This window comes from Streptomyces sp. NPDC107528 (assembly GCF_055639295.1).
Genome location: NZ_JBVKAV010000020.1, coordinates 79,972 through 104,772 on the forward strand (window position 1 = coordinate 79,972; position 24,801 = coordinate 104,772).

Here is a 24,801-nt window from a genome sequence, read left to right on the forward strand (position 1 = left end):
CTCGGCGCGGCCGGACAGGAACGAGCGGTGCGGCCGTGGAGACCACGTTCGAGCAGGGCGCGGGTGGTGGCGAGTCGTAGCCAGCGTCCAGGTGCACGGTGATGTTGTCGGGCACCGGCCCGAGGTCGTCCGGGGTCGAGGCGAGGTCCGGGGAGTCGTGGCGGTTGGAGACACGGCACTTCAGCACCGAGGGCCCGGGCCCTTGCCTCGCGCTTGGACAATCAAGCCACCGCAAACGACCACCACACCTGCCGACCTGGCGCGCGAAACTGCTTCCATGCGCACAATGACGTGATTTTATCCTGCCGGGCCGCGTGTTCTGCACGAGACATCGCTGAGCAACGCAGCCCCAGCGGCCCGGCTGCAGAATGGAGAGATGAAACATAGGGACGCGTTCCCTCACCATGCCCGCAACCCCCAACGGCTTCTCAAAGCCCTAGGGTTGAGTGCCCAATCAGGGCGTACATGGCCTAACGAGGCAGATCTGCCATTTTCTGCGACCGCCGAGTGGCGTAAATGCGACAACCAGAAGCAATGACATCACTTCCGTCAAGCGCCTACGGTAAACCCGTTGACGAAGAGCAACGAGTGTGCAGTGCCGTCGCACAGCCGATCGGGAACTTTGTGGTGCTCCTGATTCTTTTCTGTGTTTGGGTCACTTGTACACGTGCACCGGCTAAATCCCGCGGTCCTACCGCGTGGACTGCGAGGCCTTCCCAAGGCTGAGGCTGGCCAGTCGGAAACGACGATGGTTCGGTCGCATTGTAGGAGAATGCTGATGGAAATCCGTTTGCTTCGTACCGTCTCTATAACGGCGGACGGGACACCGCTGCGGATATCAGGTAAAGTATGCAGCTTGCTCGCCTTGCTCGCGTGGCAGCCCAATGAGGTGCTCGCGGACGATATTGCCATCGCACAGATTTGGGACGGCGACCCGCCACGTAACCCCCGCGACGCTCTTTACACCTGTACGAAGCGGCTCCGTTCGGCAATTCGTGCCGCGGGGGAGGAAACCAACGTAAGTGTTCTGCGAACCACCGGCGGCTACCTGCTTGAGGTGGAACCGATGCAAGTCGACCTGCACCGGTTTCGCCGGCTCGTCCGACACGGGAACGGCCTTGCACGCGACGGCAACGATCATCATGCTCTGTCTCTGTTTGAGAAGGGGCTGAAGCTGTGGGCCGACGTGCCCTTGGCCGGTCTATCGACCGACTGGTCCGTCAGGGTGCGGACACAACTCGGTCGCGAGCGCCTTGCCGCCCAAATCTCTCGGGCCACGGCAGCATTGCGCCTAGGGCGCTATACCGAAGAGGTGCCGCTCCTGTATCGGCTGGCCGACGAGAATCCACTGGATGAGACGGTCGCGAGTCTGCTCATGGTCGCGCTCTTCCAGGCCGGACGGCTTAACGATGCACTGCTGCATTACACCGAAGTCCGCCGCGCACTTCTCGACGAGCTGGGCGACGAACCGGGGACCGCTCTGAAAGACCTGAACTGCCGGATCCTGCAAAGGGACGCATCGATCGGCCTTCAGTCCATCCAGGGCGCCGCCTGACTCGCTGATACCGCACGTGCGCTTACATGGCAAAGATCTCTGGTGCGGTCGGCCACAGCCACAGTCGCCATGTCGGACAATAGGGTAAAGGTGAGCCGAACTTACCGTTGTCCAGGCTCGGCCAATGCAGTGTCTGCTTTATGCAGGCTCGAACGCCACAAGTCCCCTCGCCCTCATCCTGCCGAGCGCCTGGTATACCTCCCCGACAGGGCGAGACAGCTGCGCTGCGATCTCATTCGACGTGGCACGTCCATCGCACATGGCAAGCAGATCCCGAAGCGGTCCGGGAAGGCGGTGCACATGAACACGTGTCCCTCCCCCGGCTCTCACCACATAGTGCGTGGTATCTGCATCGAATTCGTCGATGGATAGGTCTGCGATCACTCGTCGCTGGATCGATGCGATGGGGAGGTCAAAGGAAGCCAAAATCACGCCGGGCTGTAGTTCGGCGTACCCTGCCCGCGGCGGATCCTGTTTCGCTTCCGCTTGGTGGCGGGCCTCGTACCAGAGAGTCTCGAATACGACCATCTCTCGTAGGAGACGCGTACCCATCGTGGACTCCAGGGTCTCCACGCACTGTTCGAGTCTGCGGCCAACCATCACAGCATCCTCGGGTGACGTCATGCGGTCACCGAACTGGTGGAATTGAACGAAGGACTGTGCTTCAGGAAGTCGGCCCGCGAGGGCATAGGTGCCAGGAAACAGATACTCTGCGCGCTCATGCCGCTTGGCTGCTGTGATTGCCGCCGTCAGACCAAACTTGTCGAACGCCACTCGGGCCAGAACACGGACCTGATCAGGATCCGCACCGTACCGTGCGGCAATCCTGTCGGGGTCTGCCCACAGCTCTCGCGCGAGATCCAGGTCGGTGAGAGCTTTAGCAAGTAGCGCTTGCACTCCTGGCGTGGGGGCTGTCATGTGGGCGCTCCGCCGACGATGACCTGCTCCGCCCTGGACAGGTCGGACAGGATTTCCTGGAAGTCCTCGGGGAAGCCTTGATCGCGTTCGATCATGACACCCTTGAGGCAGCGCCGTTCCGCGAGATACGCCAGGAGACTGAACACCTCTTCTCCTACAGGGGCATCGTGACTGTCCAGTTGCACCTCGTTGATGTCGGCTGCCGGCGCGCTGCCGGCGAGGTGCACCTGGACCACCCGTTCCAACGGGAGGGAGTCGAGGAACGCATACGGATCAAAACCATGATTGCGTCCGTTGATCACCACATTGGTCAGGTCGAGGAGCAGGCCGCAGTCGCTGCGCTCGAGGACCTCAGTGATCAGCTCAGCCTCCGTCAGTTCACCCGGCATCTCGAGGTAGTACGTGATGTTTTCCAGCAGGAACGGCCTGCCGACGAGGCCCTGAACCCGCCGCGCATGAGCGGCGATTCGCTTGGCCTTCTCCATTGTGCGGATTACCGGGGTGAGATTCTGCAGTTCGACTCCGCCATCACGGGTGAAGCACAGATGGTCACTGAACCAAGGAGCGTCAACCGTGTTGGCAACGTAGGCAACAGCGTCCACATACTTCAAGTCAAGTGGTCCGTCGGAGCCGATCGACATTTCCAGTCCGTGCGGGATGACCGTGAACTCTGTACGGAGTTCTCGCAACCGATCAAGTCTCGCAGGGTCCTGGATGTAGTGGTCGGTGATGATCTCCAGCCAGCCGATCCGGGACTTGTTCGCCATGATTTCATCGTGAAGTTCACGGCGATAACCGAGGCCGATTCCCAATTCAGGCGGTTCGATCATTGACCAATCCTTCCTGCTCGGAGCGCGTGGAGACCTCGGCCTCTCCCTGCTTGACGATGCGCCCCTGATCCATCACCACAACTCTGTCGGTCGGACGCAGGGTAGGAAGATGGTGCGTGATGACCACGAGAGTCTTGTCGTGACAGTGCCTACGGAGGGCCTCCATGACATGACTGGCGGTTTCCTGGTCAAGTGAGCTGGTCACCTCGTCGACAACGAGCATGCGGCAAGGTGCGAGCATGGCTCGGCTGATACCCAGGCGCTGGCGCTCCCCTCCGGAGAAGCGGTGACCACCGCTGCCCACAGAAGTGTCGTAACCGAGGGGAAGCGCTGCCACAACACGGTCGAGTTGGACCGCTTCAATCGTCCTGTCGAGGTCCTCGCACGTCAGGTCGTCCCGGGCGAACATCAGATTCTCTTTGAGAGAGGCATTGAACAGTGTCGTGTTCTGGGGAATCAGTACGGTGGCAGCTCGAAGTGCGTGGAGGTCGCGTTGGCCATCGAAATCCACGGTACCGGTGGTGGGTGCAAGCAGGCCCGCCAGCACCAAACCGAGGCTGCTCTTGCCCGAGCCGGTGCGGCCGACGACGAACGTTACCGTTCCTGCAGATAGTTCGAGATCGACGTCATTCAGGGCAGGGTGCGCTGACCCCGGGTAGTGGTGAGAGACGTTTCGTAGACGCACGCCGATCGGTGGACCGGGTGCCGGCAGGATCGGTGCCGCGCGGTCGCTCATGGGCAGGTCGAGGTATTCCACAATCCGCTCGAACACGGCAAGTGATGCCTGCAGGCTTGCGCTGAGCTGCAGCAAAGTCTGAATCGGGCCGGAGAGCCGTGACTGGAGAAGGACCAGCACGACCACGGTACCGACCGTCACGCCGGAGACGAGGGTGCCTGATGTCCAGTAGATCACCGGCGGGATGCAGGCGAACGACGCGGCAATAATGGTGGATGCCGACATCCCGGCTGCCCGCTGCCGGTACGTGACGTCGCCGATTTGACGGCAGATGGCAACGAAGCGGGCGCGTTGCCGTTCGGTGCGATGCAGGGTTCGCGCCAGTATGACGCCCCCCAGGGTGAGGTCGTCCGCCGTATAGCGCAGCAGGTCCGCAATCAGCCGCTGACGCAGCTTGAAGAGGGTGCGCCGACGCTGGGCGAAACGATTGTTGAAAAGGCAGAGGAGTACCGTCAAGCCCAGGGTGAGAAGCGCCAGAGGCCAGCTCAGGATGAGAAGGACGATGGCCGACGCCACCAGGGTGGCCACGGCGGAGAGCGCGTTCTGGGCACTGTGGCTCAGGAATCTGTCGATCCCCTGAATGTCACTGACCAACCGTGCCTGGATCTGCTCTTCTCCCTCATCGTTGTAGAACGTCAAGTCCTGGCTGCGCGCACGGTCGTAGACGTCGATACGCAGACGAGCCGTGACACGTTGACCGATCCATTCGGTCAGCGCGCGCTCAGCGACCCCAATGACGCTGGTCAGCAGGCCTATGGCAATCAGCGATCCGCACAGCAGCGCGAGCGCGGCGCCGTCGCGCCGGGGAAGGGCGTCGTCTAGAAGTCGCTGCAACAGGAGGGGGGCTGTGATGGCCAGTGCCACGTTGGCCACAACCATCACCAGCGACGCCGCAACTTGCCATCGGTGTGGTGCGAACCGCCGCCCCATACGTGCGATAAGGGACCACGTCGTCAGCGTGGAACTCGCCCTGGTCGAGATGGTCATTTCGCAGCGTGTCCAACCGCCAGGGTGAACAACTGCCGTTGTCCTGCCGCGACTCCGTTTGCCGCTTCCGTCACCTTGTATCTCGTCCCACCGAAAACCGAGCAGTCCAACCCGCATGTACGCGCAGCCAGCCACATTGCGTAACCGAGCGCACCTGCCCGCACCAGAAGACCGCCGTAAGCACGCCCGCCGGCATGCCGAACGGACCCGCAGATCAATATGATGGCTGCGGCCCCTTCAGACTCCTCCTCAAGCTCGGTCAACCACGCCGGATCGGCCAGGTGGAGCAGCCTGCCCCCGTCTCGCGCGTAGAGTCCGGGTTCAATACCGGCGACCCGATAGACCGCGAGCAGAGTCCGCAGCCCTGCTTCTCCATGCACGGCTCGCGGCCACTGTGTCTCCTGCGTGAGGTCGGCGAGCTCCAGGACGGAGACGAGTCCGGCCAGCGGCACAGGCTCTCCGGTGAACGTTCGAACCGACCTACGGCCTGAGAGAACACCCTCAAGCGGCAGACCGCCCCCGGAGAAGGGCGCCGCGGAACGGATACTGTGTCCCACCTGATGGGCCGGCAGTGGGCCGCGGGATCGAAAGAGATCAACGACGGACTCTTTGAGCTCGTCCGCTGCAATCAATGGCATGTCCCATCTCCATCCCGGATTGGCACCTGAATGCTGGCAACCGCAGTGACGTACTGACTCTCCGGAAAGAGGTCGAGTACTTCACTGAGACGGTCGTCCCATTGCGCGGCGAACTCCACCGACAGGCCACGTGCGGTGGCGACCGCCATGAGTTGCGAACTCGCGCAGCCGGCGTCCAGATGAACCAGGCGGTGGGCGAAGTCGCGGTACTTCTTGGCGATCCGTGCGTGAGCACCCACGAAGACCACAACCGCGCTCGCGCCCTGGGAGGAAAGGTCGGTGCCGGCCATCACCTGCGACAACGGGACGTGATCCGGGGTGACAGCAATGAGGCGATGGGCGAGGTCGTCATAGCGAAAGATCGTTCCGGGCAGGTCGGGGTAGCCTGCCTCAAGGCATACGTAGGCTTCGACCGAGCCGAGTCCTCCCCCGGTGGGTGTCCAGCGCTCCAGGGCTGCGGTCCCGGTCTGCCGCAGACCTCCCACGCGCCGCAGTACATCGGCAAGCAGGGCCTCATCGAGTGGTGCCTGCGCCGTATCCAGTCGCTGCGGTTCACCGAAAATGCCCGGGAGCGGGATTACGGCAGAGGGCAGTTCTTTGCTGGGATGTCCCGGATACTCAGGGCGCTCGCTCAACAAGGACCACCACGAAGCCACCTCCCTGCTCGTCGGACCCTGGGGCCTTAGGCAGGGAGGAGTAGACCGCTCCATGAACCATTCGAAGGCGTCGGCCAAGAACGTTTCCGGATCTTGAGCTTCCCACGGACTTGACGTGATGCAGCTGCAGTCGCTGTAGGGGGCGACCACGTACCTGCCGCTCGTCCAGTCCTTGAGGGTGATTCTGCTCATGGTCCGGGCTGCCCTGGTGACGGGTCTTCCGCTGACGATCGCGAACGCCTCGGAGGCAGCGAGCCCGATGAAAGTCTCCGCCGGCTGCGCAATTGCTTCGGTGTCGTGCTGCCAGCCCGCTTCCTGACGACTGCGGCGCAGGCACTCCGGACAGGCCGTGAATCCAGGGAAGAAGCATGGGCCGATTTCCAGGTGACCGTCGTAGTGCGCGACGCGAAGAACAGGTATGCCGCGTTGCCCGCACGACGTGGCTGTTTCGTCGAGAAGCTTCGGCGTGCTTACAGCGTCGACGACAACGACAAGTTGCCGCTCACCCTTCTCCAAGCAGGCCACGGCGGTTTCGTCAAGACCACGGCCGAAGCCAACCTGTTCGATACCGCATTCTCGGAGGTCATCGGCTATGGCAGACGTAAGAGCAGGGTCGCCGACGACGTACACTGCCGCGTCCGCGAGGTCGTCGAGCAACATGCCGCTCCCGGCGAAACCGCTCATCTCGACGGTGCGTGAGAGGTAGGTCCGCACATGCTCCGGCGCGCGGCTCCTGGCGATAGGCGACGCGTCCTCAAGGAGCCCTCGGCGCGACAAAGCCTCCAGAAGATGGCTCAACTGCGCATGATCGAGGTCGAGTTCGGAGCGGAGCTCGTTTTCGGTGCGTGAACCGTCAAGCAGGGCGAGTAGTCCGGGCAACACATTGGTGGCGGCTGATCCACGGAACACCTGACGGCGATCGGTGCCCACGATGGTCAGCTTGTCCTCGCCCGGCACCACCACGAGCCCGCGGCACAACCTCATTCGCCGGTCAGTGGACATCAGTGTGCTCCGTTCCCTTGAACCGCAAGAGATCCCGCAGATCGCGCTCGGGCACGGGGGCAGTGCACCTCTCGCAGCCATGGACAGGCACGACATGGTCGTAGCCACAGGGCCCTTGCCACAGTGACACGGTGATCACCCGCCCGATGGCATCATGCCTGCGTTCGAGCGCGAAGGCAGCAGCCCCGGCGGCGATGCGTGCCTGCTGAGGAAGGTAGCCGCCGGGCCCGAGCGTTTCATCCCGGTCATACGCCGAGTACAGCGCTGCGGTATCCCTGCCGTGATGGTCGTGCTGAAACCGACGATCGCTGTAGCAGCGGAAGCATGGTCCCTCTCCGGGGGCCACCCACGGTCCGATCCTGAGTGCCGGATCCTCCCGTACAACTGGAAGCCAGGGGATGCCAGTGGCATGGGCAAGCACGTCGGCACGTTCGCAGATTGCCTGAGCAGGACGCCACAAGGAAACGACCACCGCGCCGGCGCCGCTGCGGAACCCCTCCTCCACGTCTGAGAACACTTTGGCCGAGGCAAGACGCCGGGAAAGGATCTCGGTGACACGCTCACCGAAACGCCCCATACCGACGAGAGCCAACTCTAGGGGAACGGCTGAGGCCATGGGTTCAACTCCTCTTCGCACAGCACGCGGTACCCCATCCGCGCCGGAGCCTCGTAGAGGCGTGGGTGAGCCTTGAACTGGGCCTTCGGTTCCAGACTCATCGGCTGAAGATCCGGAATGACGATGTTCACCGCAGTCAATCCGACGTCCATGAGCTCTCGTGGAGTGCGGTCGATGACAACTGCACGCATATCAGCCTCGGCGAGGGCATCGACGAGTACAGACAGCGCCCGGTCCGCGTCTGCCGGGATTACCTTGGGGGACGGCGAGAGGCGGGACTCAGCTTCGTCGAGGAGGAAATCGAAGGCGTGAGCACGATCGTGCCGTCCCATATACAGTGCGCCATCCTCCACGAGAAGGAACTCGTCAAGACTGTTCGGGACAGACTTGCGCTCGACGAGAAACCCTCGGCTGCACACCGCCTCCCGCACCGCCTTGTCAGCGGCTTCTGTAAGAGTTCGACCGGTGCTTGCCGCCACAGAGCGGCTGAGCCGGTGGTCATGCTCGGCTTTGAGTAGACAGTACACGGTCGGAATGCCAAGGTCGGTCGTACCGTCGAACAGATAAACTTTTACGAAATGCCGACGACACCAATCGATCAACTCGGACACATCGTCCGAGATTTCGTTGTCGTTGAGCAGGGGCAGTGGCAGCTGCTGGAGCCAGATAAGAGCGTTCGAGTCCCGTTCGGCCACTTCACAGATGGCACGGACCGTCGCTTCCACAGGATCCGAGTACACGGCGAACCCCGTTGACAGATTGTTATTGAACCTCTCGGCAGGCACCTCCGGCCGCACGCCATAGCACGCCATGGTGGCTGGCACCCATATGGGTTCCGAAGTTGTCAACTCGAGTCCGCGCACCCATCTGATGGGTGTCGTGGGGTCGAACGGGGAGATTGGGCACCCGGGTATGGCTAGTTCGCTCTCGGAGCAGCGCGGATACCGTCGAGGATCCAGACATTCGCTACCGAGCTCGTCAGCGGTGGCCCAGATGCGCTCCTCCTGCAGGTTGTCCCCTCCTGCATACCGCTCGGCTCCCTCGGCGATCGCTACAAAATTCGCTCTGTCCTCGGACCTCCATGCGTGCCCGCTTCCTGTTACGGGGCCCATTTCCCCCACGAAGCGTTTGGGGTTGCCACTTCCGATTTGCGCAACACCGAGCCGCAAGGGGAAGCGGGGAACATTTGCGCCCCGACTTCCGATCCGTTCAACCACGCCGTACGGGGAGACCAGTCCATCCAGGGAACGAAGATCCGTCACGAGACATCACCCCACGACACGCCTGCCGCACCGAGAACAGTGCAGCAGACGTGCCCAAGGAAATTGTTCTTCACTAACGCGAGCACGTCATCGACGACATGGTGCTGGCGGTGCTGGAAGAACAACCCATGTCCTTCTCGCCCAGCGGGCCGTACTCGTCGTACTCCTCTTCCTCGAGATCAAGGCTGATGTTCTGGGAATCTGCCACGGCCGTACCTTTCCTAGAGGCTGCTTCCGTATGTGCCCTCGCATAGTGCCATCCCTCCCTGTCACCGATCCGGCACAGATCTGTCTCGGATCGGTCAACCGCTGTGACCGATCCATGACCGATGCCCGCTGCGATAATTCGTCGGTATGAAGAGATCCGTTTTGCTCATCGGCGGTCGCCCCCTCCACATGGAGGCCGCCAGGTCACTGGGAATGCGGGTAGTCAATGTGCAGCGGCCCGGTGAATCTCCTACGACGCAGCAAGCCCTCAGCGACGAGACGCTCCTGACCGACTACACGGACGTGGAACGTGTGCTGCCGGTGATACAGGCATGGCATTCCAGTCAACCGTTCAGCCAGGCGATCTCATTTGTCGAGGGTGGACTCCACACGGCTGCAGTGATCCGCGAAGAACTTGGGCTCGGCGGGACACCAACGGCAGTTACGGCACTCCTGCGCGACAAGGTCGCCATGCGTAAGCGTCTCGCATCCTCAGGTTTGGCCTCCGTTCCCTTCGCGGAGTGCTTCGGGGTTTCTGACATGCTGGATTTTTCTGGCACCCATGGGTACCCGGTGATAATCAAGCCGAAGGACGGCGTGCGGAGTCGAGGAGTATTCCGGGTCACACGTGAATCGGAAGCTCGCGAGGCAGTCGGGAGTCTCCTAGAAGAGGGCTATCAGAGCTTCATAGTTGAAGCTCTGATAGTGGGACGAGAAATCACCGCCGAAAGCATCAGCAGTGGAGGTGTCCATCGGGTTCTGAGTATCAGCGAAGTCTTCACCGACGATTACTGTCAGGAACTTGAAATCGTCACTCCCGCTCGAATCAGCGAAACAGAAGCGAGCACAGTCACACGCTACGTCGAGGATTTCTTGGACGTGATGGGTGTCGTGGACGGCCCATGTCACACCCAGGTCTTCCTCACTCCCGCAGACGGCCCAGTTGCCCTCGAATCTCATGATCGTATCGGTATGGACCGCCTACATGATCTTGTCCAACACACCTACGGCCACGACATCATTTCCTTGGCGTTCGCCGTTCCGGCGGGAATGGCCGACTTGCCAAAGCCGCTGGAGTGGACGAGTCGACCGGGAACGGCCGTTCGGCTCATCCACGGAAGCGGCGCACGCCTGAAAACCGTGTCCGGTGTGGAAGCGATTAGCACGAGCCCCGGTGTCATACGGTTCGCCATGGCGCAGACGCACCGTCTCGTCGGCAGGGTCCTCACGCCGAGCGACCACCTGGGATATGTACTCGCCAGTGGGAGCGACGCCGACGAAGCTCTCGATCGCGCTCGGACCGCAGCCGGCAAGCTTCGCTTGAACTACGAGTGACACGGGCAAACAGTGGTTTGTCGATACAGGCTGCTCTGCGCGTAGGCAGCAGGCCCCGGCCCGGGCCCTGACGCCTGTCATCCACGCGATGGCCTCAAACGAGCTGAGTACGGCTTCGTGGCAGACCTCGTCGTCGGAGTTCTGGTGGCTCATGCCTCCGCGTCCCTGTCCTGGATCCTCCTCTACCCCTGATGCGGCACGAAAGCAAAGCACTTGGGACACCGGAGTACCTCAGCCGCACGCGGCATGGATGTCGCACCTGACGACCAGAAATCAGTCTCGGGCAAGGCGCCGAGCGTCCGGGAGCCAGAACCGTGATCCGCACGCAGAACGGGTCCCCTACGCTGGTCAGGTCGGCAAGGCATAACGTGCCATGCCACCATTGAAGGTTGTCCAGCGGTTCACCCCGTGCTGCGCGTGCCGCCGATGGTCACCCTGAAACTTGCGGGTGCGCCCTTCCGTAGCCAGAGGACCACAGCGCTGTTCACTGTGTCCGCGAAGGGAGGCGACGAACCGATTGTCCTCCGGTCCGTCGCCCACTTGCTGAGCCACAGTGTGCTCTGCCTGGGGTCGCCGAGTGCGCAGCCCTATTCGACGCGGGCCCAGGTGCCAGCAGCGGGGTTCCATGCAGCAGCTGCTGCCCGGTACGGAGTGTTTTCACCGGGAGCACCTGCCGCCCCCATACGGCCGGGCCAGGTTGGTATGCGCTCACGAGGCGTCAAAGCGCCAACAGTCGCTGCTATCTGTAGTTCGGGCCAACAGATGTGTTGTAGTGGGCACGCTGCGGTGAGGATAGACGCCGGGAGTAACTGCGGTTACTTGCGTCCTGTGTGCGTCCATCACATAGTCGTCCTCGCTCCGGTGCACGGACAGTCTGACTCGCGCCGTTGGATTGTGACCGGTCGGCTTTATCGGCTGATGGTGAAGCCGACCGGTGTGTGCTGCTCCGGCGTCGCGCTGCAGTGTCCCTTGGCTGTGCCAACTCAGTTCCGCGCAGGCGATCGTCGCTTGCTTGCTTGTTCCTCCGGTAGGCACCGCAGCCGCGCTTCGGAGCCTCGAAGTCGTCAGTGTATCGCCGCCAAGGTCGTGTCGATCCGATCCTGCGGTGCACCCGCGGAATGGGCGACAGGCCCGGGGGCGCACCGGGGTGTGGCAGTACCCGGCCCCTTCGAGCCGGACGATGTGCCGCGCGGTCGGGGCGGCCGGTACCCTCTCGGACCGTTCCGGTTCCGATAGTGGGCGTCGGTCGGCGCTTGCCGCACCGTCGTTGACCGGAAGGACGAGGTACTCGTGCCGCCGCACATGAACTCCGTGGTAATCCGAGAAGGCGGTTGCGCCGATCTGGACGCCGTGTCGCCATGCTCGACAGCTCGGTTGCCTGGTGGACGCTCAGGGCCGCATTGGGCAGTGGGCAGCTTCCCGTTCTCCTCGGACGACGTCAGGCGTAAGAAGAGAGCGGAGTTCCTCGAATGCCACGCAGTGCGGATCGCGGAGGTCGCCGGCCGGCCGGTGGGCGTGTGCACCATGGCGGAAGAGCTACCGCAGTACGTGGAGCCCGCGCCTGAGCGGGCGTTGTACATACACCTGCTCGTCACCGACCACGAGGTGCGAGGCCAGGGTGTCGGGGTATTGCTTTGCGCGGATGCCCTGGCTCAGGCACAGGGTCGCGGTATCGGTCTGTTGCGGGTGGACTGTTACGCGGGGGACGACGGCGCCCTCGTCCGGCAGTACGAGCGTCTGGCTTTCACCGGTGCCCGCCCCTTCACCGTGGAACGCGCGCGGCTGCCGCCCTGGCCCGGACAGGTCCTGGAGAGGCGGGTGGGCGTAGGACGTGTGGGCGCGCGGGCCGTACGTTCGCCTCATCTCCTACTTCCGCTTGCCGAAGCTCCGGAAGGCGACGAACCCGACGATGGCGATGGCGATGACGAAGATCGTGATGGTTGCCGTGGTCATACAGTGTCCTCCTGGCGCCAAGGGGCGCTTTGCTGCCGGTCAGTGACGAGGCCGTCAGATTGGGATGTCCCCGTTCTGCTCATCAGGACCCCACCGACCGTCGTGGCGAGTCCTGAGAGCGCCATCATTACCATAAGCGAATGGCAAAGCCGTCCGTGGCCCCCACCACGGCAAGAGTCGGCAGGGGCAGGGCCGCCACCGCGCAGGGGCGCCGCATCCGTCGCCGCGGGACAGTGCACCAAGGTGGACCCCGCAGCCTCGCCACTCGCCGTCGGTCTGTTCGGCTGTGGAGTCATGGCGTGCGTAGGGGTCGCCATCACACGGGCAGCGTCCCCGGGGCGACACGGTGGCGGTGATTGGCTGTGAGGGTGTCGGAACCGCGGCGGTGGCCGGGGCACGACTGGCCGGCGCCTCGACGACGCGAAGCCGGACGCGGCACGGGGCTTGGCGCCACGCACACCGTCAACTCCCGCTCGGACGACCCCGTCCCCCGGAACCGGGAGCTGACCGGGGGCTTCGGCGTGAAGACGGTGATCGACGCCGTGGACCGGCGGAGACCTACCGGCAGGCGTTCTGCGCCCGTGAACTGGGAGGGCACCGTGGTCCTGACCGGTGGTCCCACTCCTGAGACGCAGCTCGAACTCCCGCTGGCCGACGCGTTCTGCCGGGGCGGCGCGCTGAAGCCCTCTAACACGGCGACTGCCTGCCCTCGCCCGACTTCACGCCCGGCGTGGGGTACGGCAACTCGACGGCCCTATGGCACAAGGAGCCCCGCGATACAAGGGGGGAGCCGTATCCACAAGCCGCCACATTTGTAAGTATCTTCATCGGCTATTGCCAATGTAGGACATGATCATGCCTAGATGTCTCTCACGTGGCACGGCGGCCACCGCCATAGGTGGCCTTCTTGCGGCGCTGATCCTCAACACAGGTGCGGCGCCGGCCGCGTCGGCAACACCGAACGGCGAGCAGACCCCGCTCGCCACCGGGCCGGCGCCCGACCAGTCCACAGTCACCCTCATCACGGGCGACAAGGTCACCCTACGGCCCACCTCGGAGGGCCGGCCCGCGTTGACTGTCCATCCCGCCCCCTACCGTAAGCGTGGAACGTCCTTCCGTACGCTCCGTGCCGACGGTGGCGTATACGTCATACCGGAAGATGTGACGCGCCTACTCCCCGACACCCTCGACCAGGAACTGTTCAACATTCGCCGACTGATCGACAGCGGCTTCGACGACGCTTCCACCAAGGAACTCCCTTTGATCGTGCGGGGTTCCGATCCGTTGGCCGCGATCAAGGGGGAGCGGCAGTCCCGCGCCCTGCCCAGCATCGACGCTGTCGCGATGAGCGTGCCTAAGACCGGGTCGTCGGCTTTTGCCTCCCGGTTCACCTCTCCGCACAAGCTGGCGGCAGCGGGAGTCACCAAGGTGTGGCTCGACGACAAGGTCCACCACACCCAGACCGAGGACACCGCTTCGGCTTCGGCCGAGACCCCTGCCTCAAATCACAAGGCCGCCGCTGGCCTTGACAGCTATCTGGAGCGCATCGGAGCGCCCGAAGCCTGGAACCGAGGGCTGAGCGGCGAAGGCGTCGACGTGGCCGTGATCGACACCGGTGTCGACTCCGAGCACCCCGATCTGCAAGGCAAGGTCGAAGAAGAGGTCAACTTCACCACTGAGGCCACCTCTCGGGATGGCAATGGGCATGGCACGCATGTCGCCTCCGTCGTCGCGGGCACCGGAGTGCAGGCCGACGGTGCACGCAAAGGCGTTGCCTTCGGCGCGGACCTGTGGTCGGCCAAGGTACTCGGCGACGACGGAAAGGGCTTGACCTCCTGGGTGATCGCCGGGATGGAGTGGGCGGCTCGCGGAGGTGCTGACGTGATCAACGTGAGCCTGGGCGGGGCTCCGCGTAAGGACGATCCACTTGCAGCGTCGGTCGACGCCCTCACTACCGAAACGGACGCGCTCTTCGTGGTCGCCTCCGGCGACGACAGCGTCGGAGACTTCAGCGTCACCACTCCGGGTGTCGCGGAGAGCGCGCTCACAGTGGCAGCCAACGGCTACCGCTTTGACGGCGCCGGCCCGGCTCCGTATACGTACCTGGCCAAGCCCGATCTCGTGGCACCGGGCGACGGCATCATGGGGGCGCTGTCCGGCGGTGGGACGACGCGTCCCTACGCCGCGATGACCGGCACCGCACCGGCCACGGCGCAGACGGCCGGCGCCGCGGCCCTGCTGCGCGAGGCGCATCCCGACTGGGACGGCCGCCGCGTCAAGACGGCGCTGACGGCGTCGGCCCAGGAGCTCGAAGGCCAACTGCCCCTCGGCGACGGTGCCGGCCTCCTCGACACCGACCGCGCCGGAACGGACACGCTGAGGTTGAGCCGGGGCAACGTCGACTTCGCCTATCTGCCCCACCCGGACAGCTCGAAGCCCGCGAGCCGGGACATCGCCATCACCAACGAATCGGACGAGCCGCGGAGCATCACGGTCTCGGACCGGGCGAAGCATCTTTCGGGGGAGGCAGCGCCCGACGATCTGGTCACCAGCTCGCAGGAGCGGGTCACCGTGGCGCCGGGCGCAACCGAGGTGTTGACCATCACTCTGACACCGGCACAAGCGAAACCGGGCCACTACAAGGGCTACGTGGTGCTTGAGGAGGAGGGCGGCCCGCGGCGACATCTGCCTCTCAACTTCACCTTGGAAGCGCCTCGGGTGACGACCAGCCTGAAGGTGTTGGACAGGCGTGGGGAGCCCTGGGCCGGCGGCAGCGTCCTGCTGGTCAGTCTCAATGGGAAGTACCAGCCGGGCGGCGGTGGTTGGGCCCTGGTCCAGCTGGACGAGGAGGGCTGGGGCACGGCCAGGATGGCCCCTGGGCCGATGAGCGTGATGGCCACGGTACGGACACCTGCCAAGGGGGACGAGCCGGACTCGGTGGCCCTGACGGGGCACCCGGAGATCATGGTCGAGGAGGATCGGCTGATCACCATCGACGCCCGCACGGCCCGTCAGCTGGAGCCGGCGCGGGTGGAGGGAGCCAGGACCAAGGTCGCCTCGGCCATCATCTTCTACCAGCAGCAGGACAAAAAGGGCTTTGACCTCGGCAATATGCTGGTCGCGACTGGTGAGGAGGTAGAAGGCGGACGCGTCTTCCTGGAACCGACCGCGCCCGTGCGGCACGGGAAGGCAGCCTACGAGACGCGGTGGCGTCTGTACGCGGACGGCAACCCTCACGGCCGCCAGGCCGACATCTACGATCTCGTGCTGGGCAGCGGACCTGTCATTCCGTCCAAGTTGCGCTACGTCGTCTCGAAGCGCGAGGCACGCGACCTGGCCCGGATCGAGTCGGACTATCGTTCCGTCTTGGGGTCGGCCGACACGTACCTGGACGGCCGTAGCGCCACCAGCGGATGGATCGCGGACGGGGCCAGTTTGGTCTACCCGCTGCGTGTTCCTCAGCGCCGCGTTGAAATGGCGACAGCGCGTAAGGACGTCGTCTGGTTGCAGGCCGTCAGGTACGGCACTCCGGAGGCCACCCACGCACGGCTGAACACTCCGGAGATTGCGTACAAGCCCGGTCAGCGATATGCCGCCGTATGGTTCGAGGCCACGGCTCCGGCCCTGAATGCCATGCGGCTGAGTAATTCCCTCAACGTCGGCGCGTCGATCAGTGACGGGATGCACATGGGCGGTGTCAAGGTCGGCATCCTCGGTGAACGGTCGGTGAGGGTGTTCCGAGACGGCAAGGAACTGGCCCCAGCCCCCGGTGGTGCGTTCCCCACCACGCCCGAACGCGCCATGTACAGGGTGGAACGTACAGATCTCCCACTCCAGGAGATCTTCCCCATCGGGCGCCGTGTGGACACGGCTTGGACCTTCCCGTCGGAAGGTCCGGCGCCCGGCGCGGTGCGGAATCCGTCTGTACTGAGACTGGACTACGCCCCGCAGGCCAGGACGGATGGTGGCATCCGGCCAGGGCGGTCGATGACCATGAAGGCCCGAATGATCGCCGGTATCGATGAGAGAACTCCCGGCACCGTCGAGAAGGGCACTTTGCAGATGTGGGTGTCGACCGACCACGGCGAGAACTGGAGCAGGATGACGGTGAAGGCCGGGCGCGATCGGTGGTTCACCGCGAAGGCGCACGGCCTGAAGCTCCGGCCTGGTGACACCGTCTCCGTCCGGGCCCAGGGCGCCGCCTCGGGGCAGCGTGCCATCGAGCAGACCATCATTGACGCCTACCAGGTGCGTTAAGTCATCATTCGGTCCGCTCGGCCCGGGTCGGAGCGCCAGCACTCCGACCCGGGCCGAGCGCGGCTGGTCGGTCCGATTCGGCTGCTATTGCGCGGATGGAGATCACCCCGGACCCGGAAGAACCGCCCACCGCCGGCCCATGGCCCGACTACTTCGCCGACCGCGGCCATCCCGGGGCGCGCCGTTTCGGTGCCGGTGTCGAGGGCGTCGTCTACGGGCTGGGCGACGGCAGGGTCGCCAAGGTGTGGAACGGCTGGCCGGCGGCCGGGTTCGAGCTGACCCGCCAGGTGGCCGCGGACATCGCTCGGCACCGACTTCCCTTTGCCACACTGGAGATCCTCACCGGTTCAGGAGCACGACGGCCGCCTCGTTACGTACAAGCGTGAGCTGCCCGGCGCCGTGATGCGGGCCGACTTCGCGCATCGGGACTACGAGCGCGCGCTGCCCGCCCACGAGACCGACGCACTGCTCACGGTCCTCGTGGCCTTGCTCCGGTGCCGGGCACGGATGCCATGCGCGGGCTGACGGTTTCAGGGCCGACCGCCCCCTGTGGGAGGGCCAGAACCGATTCCAGGACGCGCTCGCGGCCCTGGTCACTCGGGCCACCGACCGGCACGGTGCCGCCCTAGCCGGGTCCAGGTTGAGGTGGGTGTGGCCGCCCGCTGCTGCGCGTTCCAGTGCGCTGGACAGGTCCGGGGCGTGGTCGGCGAGTACGGTCAGTCCTTCGTGCAGGTAGCGGTAGGCGGTGGGACCGAGATGCCGTTGTCGCGGGCGAGTTGGGCCAGCCGGGTGCCGTCGACGAACCAGCGCAGTACGAGCACGGCCTGCTTGAAGGCGCCCAGCGCGCGGGTGCCTTTGCGCGTCCCGAGCCGCCCACGGTGCTCGCGCAGCAGCTTCGCGAGATGCTCGGCGTTGCCCTGCGAACCTCGAGCACGGCGGTGTAGGTGATACTGGATGGCACGGGAAGCCTCTCGGCGGAAACTTGATCTTCGTAGACCCGCTCCTACCAGAGGCTTCGCGCATACCTGGCACAAGGACCTGTTGCGAAAGTCCCGTCGTCCGCCCAACGAGCCCGCGGAAGTCTATACCTGCGACCCTCGTCATTCTCTGGACCGGCCACCAACTCCAGGCCGTCAGCCAGTCCATGGACACGTCATAGCTCCTCGGAGGATGTCACCTGTGCATGTGGATCAGGCTCGGGACGACTACATCGAGCGCTTCCGTACCATCGCACGCGACGGGCTCGACGAACTCTTCGTCCCGGGGCGGCGCGCGGGTTTCGCAGGCGGACGGCTGGAACGCTTCGCCGTCGTGGACAGGGGAGTGTCGGTCCACGCAGAGACCTGCTTCTCCTTCCGCGGCCACCGCTTCCAGTACGAGCGGCAAATCTGGCCGCCCGGTTTCCCGCTTGAGATCAGTACCGCCCTCTACGTCGAACACCTGCGAGAACGGATCCTCACCGGCCGCTACGGGCCAGAAGCGGACCCGGAAGCGACCATCGAGGTCTAGCGCGCCGTCCTGCGTCTGGCACGTCATCACACACCGCAACCATTACGTTGCCGAGAAGACCTCACTGCCGTAAGGAGCAACGCCGTCCGGCCCCCCACGAGGCGCTGGGCCGGCTCAGGTTCTCGACACACATCGACGCCCGGACACACCCTCTGCCTGCGTCCGGCCTCAGTAGGCAAACCGCCATGGAGAGCAGAGACTCCTTCTTGCTCAATTCGGTCCCAGAGGTCGTGCTGAGGGCCTGCAGGCAGAATGGGGATGGGCATACCTTCTCCGTTGGGAGGCTCGGCCGCGCCTGGGTCGTGCCCCAGTTTAAGGCGTGTCAGGCGATGACTTTCGAGTGGTTGGGACATGCTGAAACGGTGACGTAAATGCGTCATCGCTCTTCTCTTTGTAGCGCATGATTTCTACTTTGAATGGCACGGGGAAACGCGGCGTCAACGGTCTCGTGGAGTGCAGGGGCGCCGCGCGCATGGTGTAGGCCCCCGCTGTCCGCAATGAGCGGGGGTCTGCACGCCCCGTGTGACGCTGCGCAGCGAATGATGTTCTGCTGCGACTCGCGAGCGCTGCATTCGCGACGCACGTGCCGCAGCATGTCGTCGGCGGTACCCCGCGGGAGCACTTCATGAACGCCGAAATGAACTTTCTGATCCTGGGAGGCACAGCGTGGGTGGGCCGCGAGCTCGCCCAGGCGGCCATCGCGCGCGGGCACCACGTCACGTGCCTCGCGCGCGGTGACAGCGGGGGTGTCGTCGACGGTGCGGTCCTCGTGGCCGCGGATCGACGGGATCCTTCCGCATTCGAGCCTCTCGTGGATCGCGAGTGGGACGCGGTGGTGGAGCTGTCCTGGCAGCCGGGGTTCGTCAAACAGGCCCTCGCCTCATTGGTGGAGCGGGCACGGCACTGGGTCTATGTGTCGTCCGGCAGCGCCTATGCGGCCCATGGGACCCCGGGAGCTGACGAATCGGCCCTTCTGCTCGCGCCCACCGATCGTGACGAGGTCGGTCGTGAGCTGTACGGAGAAGCCAAAGTCGCCTGTGAGGCAGCTTCGTTGCGGGCTGTCGGTGACCGTCTCCTCATCGCTCGTCTGGGCCTGATAGGAGGGCCCGGTGATGTGAGCGACAGAACCGGCTACTGGGTCGGTCGTGCCGCACGTGATCCGCTGGGTCCCATGCTGATCCCCGACTCGCCGGACGCAGCGACGCAGGTGCTCGACGTGCGGGACCTGGCCAGTTGGCTGATCCGTGCGTCGGAGGACGGTACGACCGGGACCTTCAACGCGGTCGGGCCCGTGGTGACGTTCGGGGAATGGATCCAGATTTCGCGCATCGTGGCCGGGCACTGGGGGCCGGTGTTGTCCGCCGACCCGAATTCTCTTCTCGCGCGTGGCGTGAAGCAGTACATGGGCCCCAATTCACTCCCCATGTGGCTGGTTGAACCGGGTTGGGAAGGCTGGTCGACACGAGACGGCTCTGCGGCCCTCGCGGTCGGGCTGCAACACCGGTCACGGGTGGACATGCTGACCGACACGCTGCACTGGGAGCGCGAGCGAGGCCTGCACCGGGCACGGAGAGCGGGACTCAGCGCCGAACGGGAATGGGAAATCCTCCGTGCTCTCGCCTGAACGGCTTGCAAGCCGCAGCATGCCCCTGATTGCGAGTCAAAAGCCTCAACTTGGAGGTGGAATGCGGTACGCAGCACGAGGGATTCCATGCCGCTCCGGACCAGCCGCACAGGCTGACGGAATGTGTAGGGCAGCACGGCAGGATGAGCGTCATGAGCACTCGGACGAATATCGAGAGTACCGTCGCATGTTCCGCACAAGCGCCACGGTGGGCGATATGAGCGACGCCTATGACCACGACCGTCGTGCTGCCGAGCGGCCTTTGGCGGAGAGCCCTGGCACTGGGATACCCGGCCGGCTACACCCAGGAAGGGTTCGCCGACTTCCAGTCGATCGGTGCGAAGGTCTGGATGCTGACGCTCAGTGTCGTCTGTGAATTTTTCGCCCTGCTCACGATCGGTCTGGTGCGGCCATGGGGAGAGGTGCTGCCGCGTTGGCTGCCGTGGATCGGTGGGCGAGCGATCCCTCCGATGGCAACCGTGGTGCCAGCGGGATTGGGCGCTCTTGCCCTGACAGCGCTGTGGATAACAGTGCCCCTGTGGTGGACGTTTCCTCACGATGACATGACCGCCACGTGCAATCTCGTGCTGGGGATCCTCTATCAACCTCTGTTCCTGTGGGATCCCCTTCTCGGTGCGGTGACGGTCTCCTATGACCGACGTCGTTCGCCGCGCGGTCCGGCTGGTGCGTACTGTAGGACGGTTCTTTCCGGCACGGGCCTTCGGGCCGCCTCGAAGGCAGCAGCCCGAGATCGCTGATACGTATCCCGAGGGCGAAGCGACCGTTGGTGCATGTGCTCCATCATCCGCTGAACAGGCGCTGTGCCGACTGGTGGACGAGCGAGACCTTGTTCCCGCTGGCCGAATCTGGAAGACCCCTGCCCAAAAGCTCCAGGATCTATGGATCCGGCATCCTCACTCTGCAACGCGGGCGTCAAGGCGCGACCTTGCAGGAGCCGGCGGGGGATTGACGGGCGATCTCATGGCATGGTGTGACCGCCGTTGACAGTCAGTTGCTCGCCGGTGATGAAGGCCGCCGCATCAGAGGCGAGAAATGACACCGTGTTGGCGACATCGTCTGGCCGACCCATCCGGCCCAGGGGTATGTCCGATAGGTAGCTGCACACGTCGTCCGCTGAAGCGTCTGCGTGACGTTCGACGGGGATCCACCCTGGGGCGACCAGGTTCACGGTGATTCCGAGGGGGCACAGTTCACGTGCCCACGACCGGGTGAGGCCCCACTGCGCCCCCTTGGCGGCGGAGTAGGCCGGACATACCCGGCAGAGCCCGGGCGACGATGTCCGAGCCGATCTGGATGACCCGTCCGCGGCCCAGCGACTTCATTCCGGGCAGTGCGGCCCTCAGAAGCAGCGTGGGGCTCTTGACGAAGAAGCGGAGTTGGTCCAGGTGCGTCTCCCAGTTGACTTCCTTGACAGGAGCCGCCGGTTGAGGACCGTCGCGTTGAGGACGAGGACCTCAACCGGCCCGAGTCTCGCGTTGATGTCCCTGACCGGTCGGTCTACTGACGCTTCGTCGGCGCCGAGGCCACGCGAAGCGCCGGTCACGAGAGCGGTTCCGTCGGAGACGGACATGGCTACCTCCGGGATCGGTGGACCAATTGAGACCGAGTCGCCGAGTTTTCTCCGGGACGCCGCGAGTGCACGGAGGAGTTTCCGCGGCTCAGGAGCGGTCCCGAGCACCGTAGCGGATGCAACACTTGTGGTGCACGGGGCCTACTCGTCCTCGTCGTCCTCGTCGTCCTCGGTGGCCGGGGCGGTCGGCTCGCCTGTGGAGCGATGAACGATCCTCTTGACCGTCACTTATTGGGAACGCAGGAGTTCCCGCTCGGCTTCTTCCATCCGGGCCTTGATGTTCCGCTGTCGGACGTCGTCGACCAGACCCTCGATCGTCTCGTTGAGTCGCTGCCGCAGCAGCCCGGTCGGAGGCCTTCGATCTCGCCGGCGGTGTGTTGCTCGCCGGAGCTTCTGCGGGAGGTCGGAGGTGCCAGTGGTGTGTAGCCCCGGCTCATCGCACGGGCCGGGGTGCCAGGTTCGTGAGTCACGGACAGGCCGGGCCTGCTGCTCGACGAAGCGACCTGCAACCTGACTCTGACGTCGGTTCGCACAAGGTCCCAGCAAACCTGTTGGCACGGGACAGCAACTGGTCGCCGCGTTTGAGGCCACGCCCCGAAAGACCGGCATCCCTGACGGGACAGGGAGCCGGTCTACCGGTGGCACCACTGAGCAGGTGGTGCCGTGCGTAAGACGGCCGACCAATGAGCCAGGGCGGTGCCGCACGCGCGATGTTGATGCATGTGGCCTACCGCGACGGCCAGCCGCCAGGACGCTGCCCAAGCGAATCACATGAAGGGCGTGCAAGGCACCGATCCAATGGATGGTGGCGCCAATGCGTCAGCTCTTCAGTGCTTGGGCGTTGTGTCTCGCACACGCATGTGATCAGCGGCTGATCGTCAGCCCCGGAGATCAGCAGCTGACCTGAGGAAAAAGACCGCTCGAACCCGAGCGGCTCTGACCTTGACGTGGACCAAACCGTCTTCGGCCACGCCCGAGTAGCACGTGATCGCCCAGTCAGCCTGTTCGAACTCGCCGACAATCGGGGGCACAGGGAACACCGGGTGACGATTGATGCCGAGCCGCAGGACGAATTTGGGGAGTTCGTGGCGCGCCGGTCTTAAGGACTGCTGACGACCGCGGTCCCGCTGAGCTGTGGCTACCCCCCACGTGGGGGAGGACTTGCAGAATACCTTGATCAAGAGGGTGGACCGCTTGGGCAGTATTGACGACCCCGAGGCGTACGTCCTGCAGATCACCACGTTCTGGAGTGACCGGTTCTGACCTACGCAGCCACGTGATCGTGGTCAATACATTTGCCATACGCCACAGGCCTTGGTGAAGTCACGCCTCCTTCGCGCATCGCTCGGAATGAAGATGTAGATCAGGCCGTTGTCGCCGAGCAGAGCGTCCGGTTCGGAGTCGATCTGTGCCAGCAGTTGCCATTGCGCGGGCGCCATGAAGGGTTGTGTGGTCGCGCCCTGTTCCCAGGGATCGCCCTGCAGGGGATCGGCGTAGCCGTGCACGCGGTGACGAGGCCGATCGTCGTCATCCAGCGGGGATGGAACTCGTTGAGGAACTCGGTGAACGCCGCGAACTCCTCACCTGGGGCAGCCGGGTCAGAGCTAGCGAGGTCCAGATCGGGCAGGGGCAAAAGGGGCTTTCCAGCGGGGGCAGCGACAGGTCCACCGCTGGGATCATCGCGCGCTGAGGGAGCACCTAGGCTCCTGTCGGGGCTGCTGCAGCCACGAATGGGCGGGCATCTGGTGGTTGGGCCATGACCAGCACCCCTGGTCCGTGTGTTGTATCGTCCCACGGAATGCCACTGGTGAGGTCAGCGAAGATCTGCAGCACACAGCAGCACGAGATGCAACTCGTCCCACACGCCTGCCTTGTCCACGCGGCCAACCGACGCCAGCACGTCATTCCGGAACCGAAGCCCAGGTCCTGGGGCAGGTGCTCCCACTGAATGCCGGTGTGCAGCACGAACAGGATCCCGCACAACGTGTGCCAGTACGGTATAGGAGGCTGGCCTTCGGCAAGCTTCGGACCCGGCTTGGGCAGCAACGGCTCGATCAGTGACCACAGTTCATCCGAGACGACCCACGGACGCGAGTCCCACTTGCCCATGACAGACCTACGAGCAACCAGACCGACGGTCATATAGTCGACCGCTTCTGTTAGGACCTCTTAGGTCGACCGCAGTCAAGAGTTCGAGGGCCCCGATGACGCCGGTGTTGAATCTTCTGCACCGTGCTCCCCTTACCGCACGCTGAACAACCCCCGCCGACATAGATCAGGTCAGCAGGAGCCGTTCTTTGGCGAAGATATTGGTTACACATCGGACTGCCTGGCGCACCTTGCAGCAGCTTCAGGCTGCGCTGCAAGAACACAGCCGGCATCCGCTGTTACCCGATGTACAGCCATTCCGACCAGGTATGGCAATAATCGTTCGCTGCCGTAGGACCGTTCCGGGTACAAACCTGTACTTCAATTGGCCGGTCTCCGCCATGTCTTGGTTGCAGTACGTCCAGCCGTCGTCTGACCCCGTAGCATCGTGACATTCACCGGTGCGGCCGTAGTCTGTTTTCCATTCGACCACGGCACGCAGACCGTCAGCATAGGTATCATTGACCTCGATTATGTCTCCCTCGGGCCGGAAGCCGCCCCAAGCAAGCTGATGGTCGTAGTTGTCCCAGAGCCTCTGATTGAACGATGTGGGGTCATCGGCAGAGGCAGTTGCAGTAAACACTCCTGAGAAAAGAGTGGTTGCGACAACTAAACTCGCGAACCTTATCGAGCGGCGCATCGGATTCTCCAGATTAAGAATGGTCGATCGATGGAAGGAAGCCGAGATTAGTAAGACCGGTCGTTCCGCCGCTACAGCGTGGCGTACTTGCGTAATTTAACTTGCTGTTTCCGATTAAGAAAGTGCTACCCTGCATTCAAGGGATGCCCAGCAGGGGCGTTGCGTATTTACGCCAACAATGGAGCTCAGGGTGACAATTTCGTTGCAATGGACTTGAACTTAATGCAATATGGTTCTGCTCGTTCGTTGCAATGTAATGGAATCGAACGCGAAACTGGGCTGCGGCACCAGAACGTGCGAAGGAGATCGCGGTGCCCGGAGGCAGACTCACCCAGCA

At 64.0% G+C, this 24,801-nt stretch carries 17 protein-coding genes and 6 pseudogenes; 10 read left to right on the top strand and 13 right to left on the bottom strand.

Translation table 11 applies throughout. From position 1 onward, the window contains the following. Positions 1 to 70: 70 nt before the first annotated feature. Positions 71 to 169: pseudogene (locus tag ACZ7L5_RS43040) on the bottom strand (IS5/IS1182 family transposase); the annotation flags it as partial. A 603-nt stretch (positions 170 to 772) separates the two neighbouring features. Here ACZ7L5_RS43040 and ACZ7L5_RS43045 point away from each other — a divergent pair. Continuing rightward, on the top strand, positions 773 to 1,555 hold the full coding sequence (locus ACZ7L5_RS43045) for an AfsR/SARP family transcriptional regulator (RefSeq protein ID WP_471524329.1): 783 nt from the start codon (positions 773 to 775) through the stop codon (positions 1,553 to 1,555). A gap of 138 nt (positions 1,556 to 1,693) precedes the next feature. Here the strand turns inward: ACZ7L5_RS43045 and ACZ7L5_RS43050 are convergent, their stop codons facing one another. The 8 genes from ACZ7L5_RS43050 to ACZ7L5_RS43085 form a co-directional block, all read right to left on the bottom strand. Further along, on the bottom strand, positions 1,694 to 2,473 hold the full coding sequence (locus ACZ7L5_RS43050; RefSeq protein ID WP_471524331.1) for a hypothetical protein: 780 nt from the start codon (positions 2,471 to 2,473) through the stop codon (positions 1,694 to 1,696). Then, on the bottom strand, positions 2,470 to 3,303 hold the full coding sequence (locus tag ACZ7L5_RS43055) for an MbnB/TglH/ChrH family RiPP precursor modification enzyme (protein ID WP_471524333.1): 834 nt from the start codon (positions 3,301 to 3,303) through the stop codon (positions 2,470 to 2,472). The genes ACZ7L5_RS43050 and ACZ7L5_RS43055 overlap by 4 nt, the downstream gene beginning before the upstream one ends. Next, complete coding sequence (locus tag ACZ7L5_RS43060) at positions 3,287 to 5,026, bottom strand: ABC transporter ATP-binding protein (RefSeq protein WP_471524335.1); 1,740 nt, start codon at positions 5,024 to 5,026, stop codon at positions 3,287 to 3,289. Before ACZ7L5_RS43060 ends, ACZ7L5_RS43055 begins: the two co-directional genes overlap by 17 nt. Continuing rightward, positions 5,023 to 5,664 carry a nitroreductase family protein gene (locus tag ACZ7L5_RS43065; protein WP_471524337.1) on the bottom strand — a complete coding sequence of 214 codons (642 nt, stop codon included), beginning with the start codon at positions 5,662 to 5,664 and terminating at the stop codon, positions 5,023 to 5,025. The genes ACZ7L5_RS43060 and ACZ7L5_RS43065 overlap by 4 nt, the downstream gene beginning before the upstream one ends. Beyond that, complete coding sequence (locus ACZ7L5_RS43070; RefSeq protein WP_471524339.1) at positions 5,655 to 7,322, bottom strand: hypothetical protein; 1,668 nt, start codon at positions 7,320 to 7,322, stop codon at positions 5,655 to 5,657. The genes ACZ7L5_RS43065 and ACZ7L5_RS43070 overlap by 10 nt, the downstream gene beginning before the upstream one ends. Beyond that, entirely contained in the window at positions 7,312 to 7,938 is a 627-nt protein-coding gene (locus ACZ7L5_RS43075; RefSeq protein WP_471524341.1) for a TOMM precursor leader peptide-binding protein, read from the bottom strand. The genes ACZ7L5_RS43070 and ACZ7L5_RS43075 overlap by 11 nt, the downstream gene beginning before the upstream one ends. Beyond that, positions 7,917 to 9,050, bottom strand: coding sequence for a YcaO-like family protein (locus ACZ7L5_RS43080; protein WP_471524363.1), 1,134 nt, complete (start codon positions 9,048 to 9,050; stop codon positions 7,917 to 7,919). Before ACZ7L5_RS43080 ends, ACZ7L5_RS43075 begins: the two co-directional genes overlap by 22 nt. Positions 9,051 to 9,273: 223 nt before the next feature. Continuing rightward, positions 9,274 to 9,408 (bottom strand): hypothetical protein, encoded by a 135-nt coding sequence (locus ACZ7L5_RS43085; RefSeq protein WP_471524343.1) that lies wholly within the window; start codon positions 9,406 to 9,408, stop codon positions 9,274 to 9,276. A gap of 146 nt (positions 9,409 to 9,554) precedes the next feature. On the opposite strand from ACZ7L5_RS43085, the gene ACZ7L5_RS43090 reads away from it, so the two are divergent. The 5 genes and pseudogenes from ACZ7L5_RS43090 (at position 9,555) to ACZ7L5_RS43110 (ending at position 17,338) form a co-directional block, all read left to right on the top strand. After that, entirely contained in the window at positions 9,555 to 10,742 is a 1,188-nt protein-coding gene (locus ACZ7L5_RS43090; protein ID WP_471524345.1) for an ATP-grasp domain-containing protein, read from the top strand. Between the two features lie 1,302 nt (positions 10,743 to 12,044). Continuing rightward, positions 12,045 to 12,428 (top strand): annotated as a pseudogene (locus ACZ7L5_RS43095) (GNAT family N-acetyltransferase); the annotation flags it as partial. A gap of 486 nt (positions 12,429 to 12,914) precedes the next feature. Then, positions 12,915 to 13,416, top strand: a pseudogene (locus tag ACZ7L5_RS43100) (zinc-binding dehydrogenase); the annotation flags it as partial. A gap of 134 nt (positions 13,417 to 13,550) precedes the next feature. After that, positions 13,551 to 16,952, top strand: a complete 3,402-nt coding sequence (locus ACZ7L5_RS43105) for a S8 family peptidase (protein WP_471524347.1) — start codon at positions 13,551 to 13,553, stop codon at positions 16,950 to 16,952. Positions 16,953 to 17,047: 95 nt separating this feature from the next. After that, the gene (locus tag ACZ7L5_RS43110; protein WP_471524349.1) at positions 17,048 to 17,338 is read left to right on the top strand and encodes a hypothetical protein; all 291 of its coding nucleotides are present in this window, start codon (positions 17,048 to 17,050) and stop codon (positions 17,336 to 17,338) included. 243 nt (positions 17,339 to 17,581) lie between these two features. Here ACZ7L5_RS43110 and ACZ7L5_RS43115 read toward each other — a convergent pair. Continuing rightward, positions 17,582 to 17,913 (bottom strand): annotated as a pseudogene (locus ACZ7L5_RS43115) (IS5/IS1182 family transposase); the annotation flags it as partial. Between the two features lie 218 nt (positions 17,914 to 18,131). On the opposite strand from ACZ7L5_RS43115, the gene ACZ7L5_RS43120 reads away from it, so the two are divergent. The 3 genes from ACZ7L5_RS43120 to ACZ7L5_RS43130 all read left to right on the top strand — a co-directional run bounded on the left by ACZ7L5_RS43120 (position 18,132) and on the right by ACZ7L5_RS43130 (position 20,843). Continuing rightward, positions 18,132 to 18,461 (top strand): hypothetical protein, encoded by a 330-nt coding sequence (locus ACZ7L5_RS43120; protein ID WP_471524351.1) that lies wholly within the window; start codon positions 18,132 to 18,134, stop codon positions 18,459 to 18,461. A 637-nt stretch (positions 18,462 to 19,098) separates the two neighbouring features. Further along, on the top strand, positions 19,099 to 20,085 hold the full coding sequence (locus ACZ7L5_RS43125; protein WP_471524365.1) for an NAD-dependent epimerase/dehydratase family protein: 987 nt from the start codon (positions 19,099 to 19,101) through the stop codon (positions 20,083 to 20,085). Positions 20,086 to 20,315: 230 nt separating this feature from the next. Beyond that, positions 20,316 to 20,843, top strand: a complete 528-nt coding sequence (locus tag ACZ7L5_RS43130) for a hypothetical protein (protein WP_471524353.1) — start codon at positions 20,316 to 20,318, stop codon at positions 20,841 to 20,843. 221 nt (positions 20,844 to 21,064) lie between these two features. Here the strand turns inward: ACZ7L5_RS43130 and ACZ7L5_RS43135 are convergent. Beyond that, positions 21,065 to 21,298 (bottom strand): annotated as a pseudogene (locus ACZ7L5_RS43135) (SDR family oxidoreductase); the annotation flags it as partial. Positions 21,299 to 21,880: 582 nt separating this feature from the next. On the opposite strand from ACZ7L5_RS43135, the gene ACZ7L5_RS43140 reads away from it, so the two are divergent. Continuing rightward, positions 21,881 to 22,102: a hypothetical protein gene (locus ACZ7L5_RS43140; protein ID WP_471524355.1), complete on the top strand. Its 222-nt coding sequence runs from the start codon at positions 21,881 to 21,883 to the stop codon at positions 22,100 to 22,102. Positions 22,103 to 22,962: 860 nt separating this feature from the next. On the opposite strand, the gene ACZ7L5_RS43145 is transcribed toward ACZ7L5_RS43140, so the two are convergent. Continuing rightward, a complete protein-coding gene (locus tag ACZ7L5_RS43145) occupies positions 22,963 to 23,211 on the bottom strand; it encodes a DUF1963 domain-containing protein (protein ID WP_471524367.1) in 249 nt (82 codons plus the stop codon). A 299-nt stretch (positions 23,212 to 23,510) separates the two neighbouring features. Beyond that, positions 23,511 to 23,785, bottom strand: a pseudogene (locus ACZ7L5_RS43150) (transposase); the annotation flags it as partial. Positions 23,786 to 24,801 lie beyond the last annotated feature (1,016 nt).

Coding starts and splice junctions, on each gene's coding strand:
- ACZ7L5_RS43060 (WP_471524335.1), bottom strand. CDS start 5,026: ATGACCATCTCGACCAGGGCGAGTTCCACGCTGACGACGTGGTCCCTT.
- ACZ7L5_RS43125 (WP_471524365.1), top strand. CDS start 19,099: ATGAACTTTCTGATCCTGGGAGGCACAGCGTGGGTGGGCCGCGAGCTC.
- ACZ7L5_RS43080 (WP_471524363.1), bottom strand. CDS start 9,050: ATGGGCCCCGTAACAGGAAGCGGGCACGCATGGAGGTCCGAGGACAGA.
- ACZ7L5_RS43075 (WP_471524341.1), bottom strand. CDS start 7,938: ATGGCCTCAGCCGTTCCCCTAGAGTTGGCTCTCGTCGGTATGGGGCGT.
- ACZ7L5_RS43110 (WP_471524349.1), top strand. CDS start 17,048: ATGGAGATCACCCCGGACCCGGAAGAACCGCCCACCGCCGGCCCATGG.
- ACZ7L5_RS43105 (WP_471524347.1), top strand. CDS start 13,551: ATGCCTAGATGTCTCTCACGTGGCACGGCGGCCACCGCCATAGGTGGC.
- ACZ7L5_RS43130 (WP_471524353.1), top strand. CDS start 20,316: ATGACCACGACCGTCGTGCTGCCGAGCGGCCTTTGGCGGAGAGCCCTG.
- ACZ7L5_RS43045 (WP_471524329.1), top strand. CDS start 773: ATGCTGATGGAAATCCGTTTGCTTCGTACCGTCTCTATAACGGCGGAC.
- ACZ7L5_RS43055 (WP_471524333.1), bottom strand. CDS start 3,303: ATGATCGAACCGCCTGAATTGGGAATCGGCCTCGGTTATCGCCGTGAA.
- ACZ7L5_RS43065 (WP_471524337.1), bottom strand. CDS start 5,664: ATGCCATTGATTGCAGCGGACGAGCTCAAAGAGTCCGTCGTTGATCTC.
- ACZ7L5_RS43140 (WP_471524355.1), top strand. CDS start 21,881: ATGAACGATCCTCTTGACCGTCACTTATTGGGAACGCAGGAGTTCCCG.
- ACZ7L5_RS43090 (WP_471524345.1), top strand. CDS start 9,555: ATGAAGAGATCCGTTTTGCTCATCGGCGGTCGCCCCCTCCACATGGAG.
- ACZ7L5_RS43050 (WP_471524331.1), bottom strand. CDS start 2,473: ATGACAGCCCCCACGCCAGGAGTGCAAGCGCTACTTGCTAAAGCTCTC.
- ACZ7L5_RS43070 (WP_471524339.1), bottom strand. CDS start 7,322: ATGTCCACTGACCGGCGAATGAGGTTGTGCCGCGGGCTCGTGGTGGTG.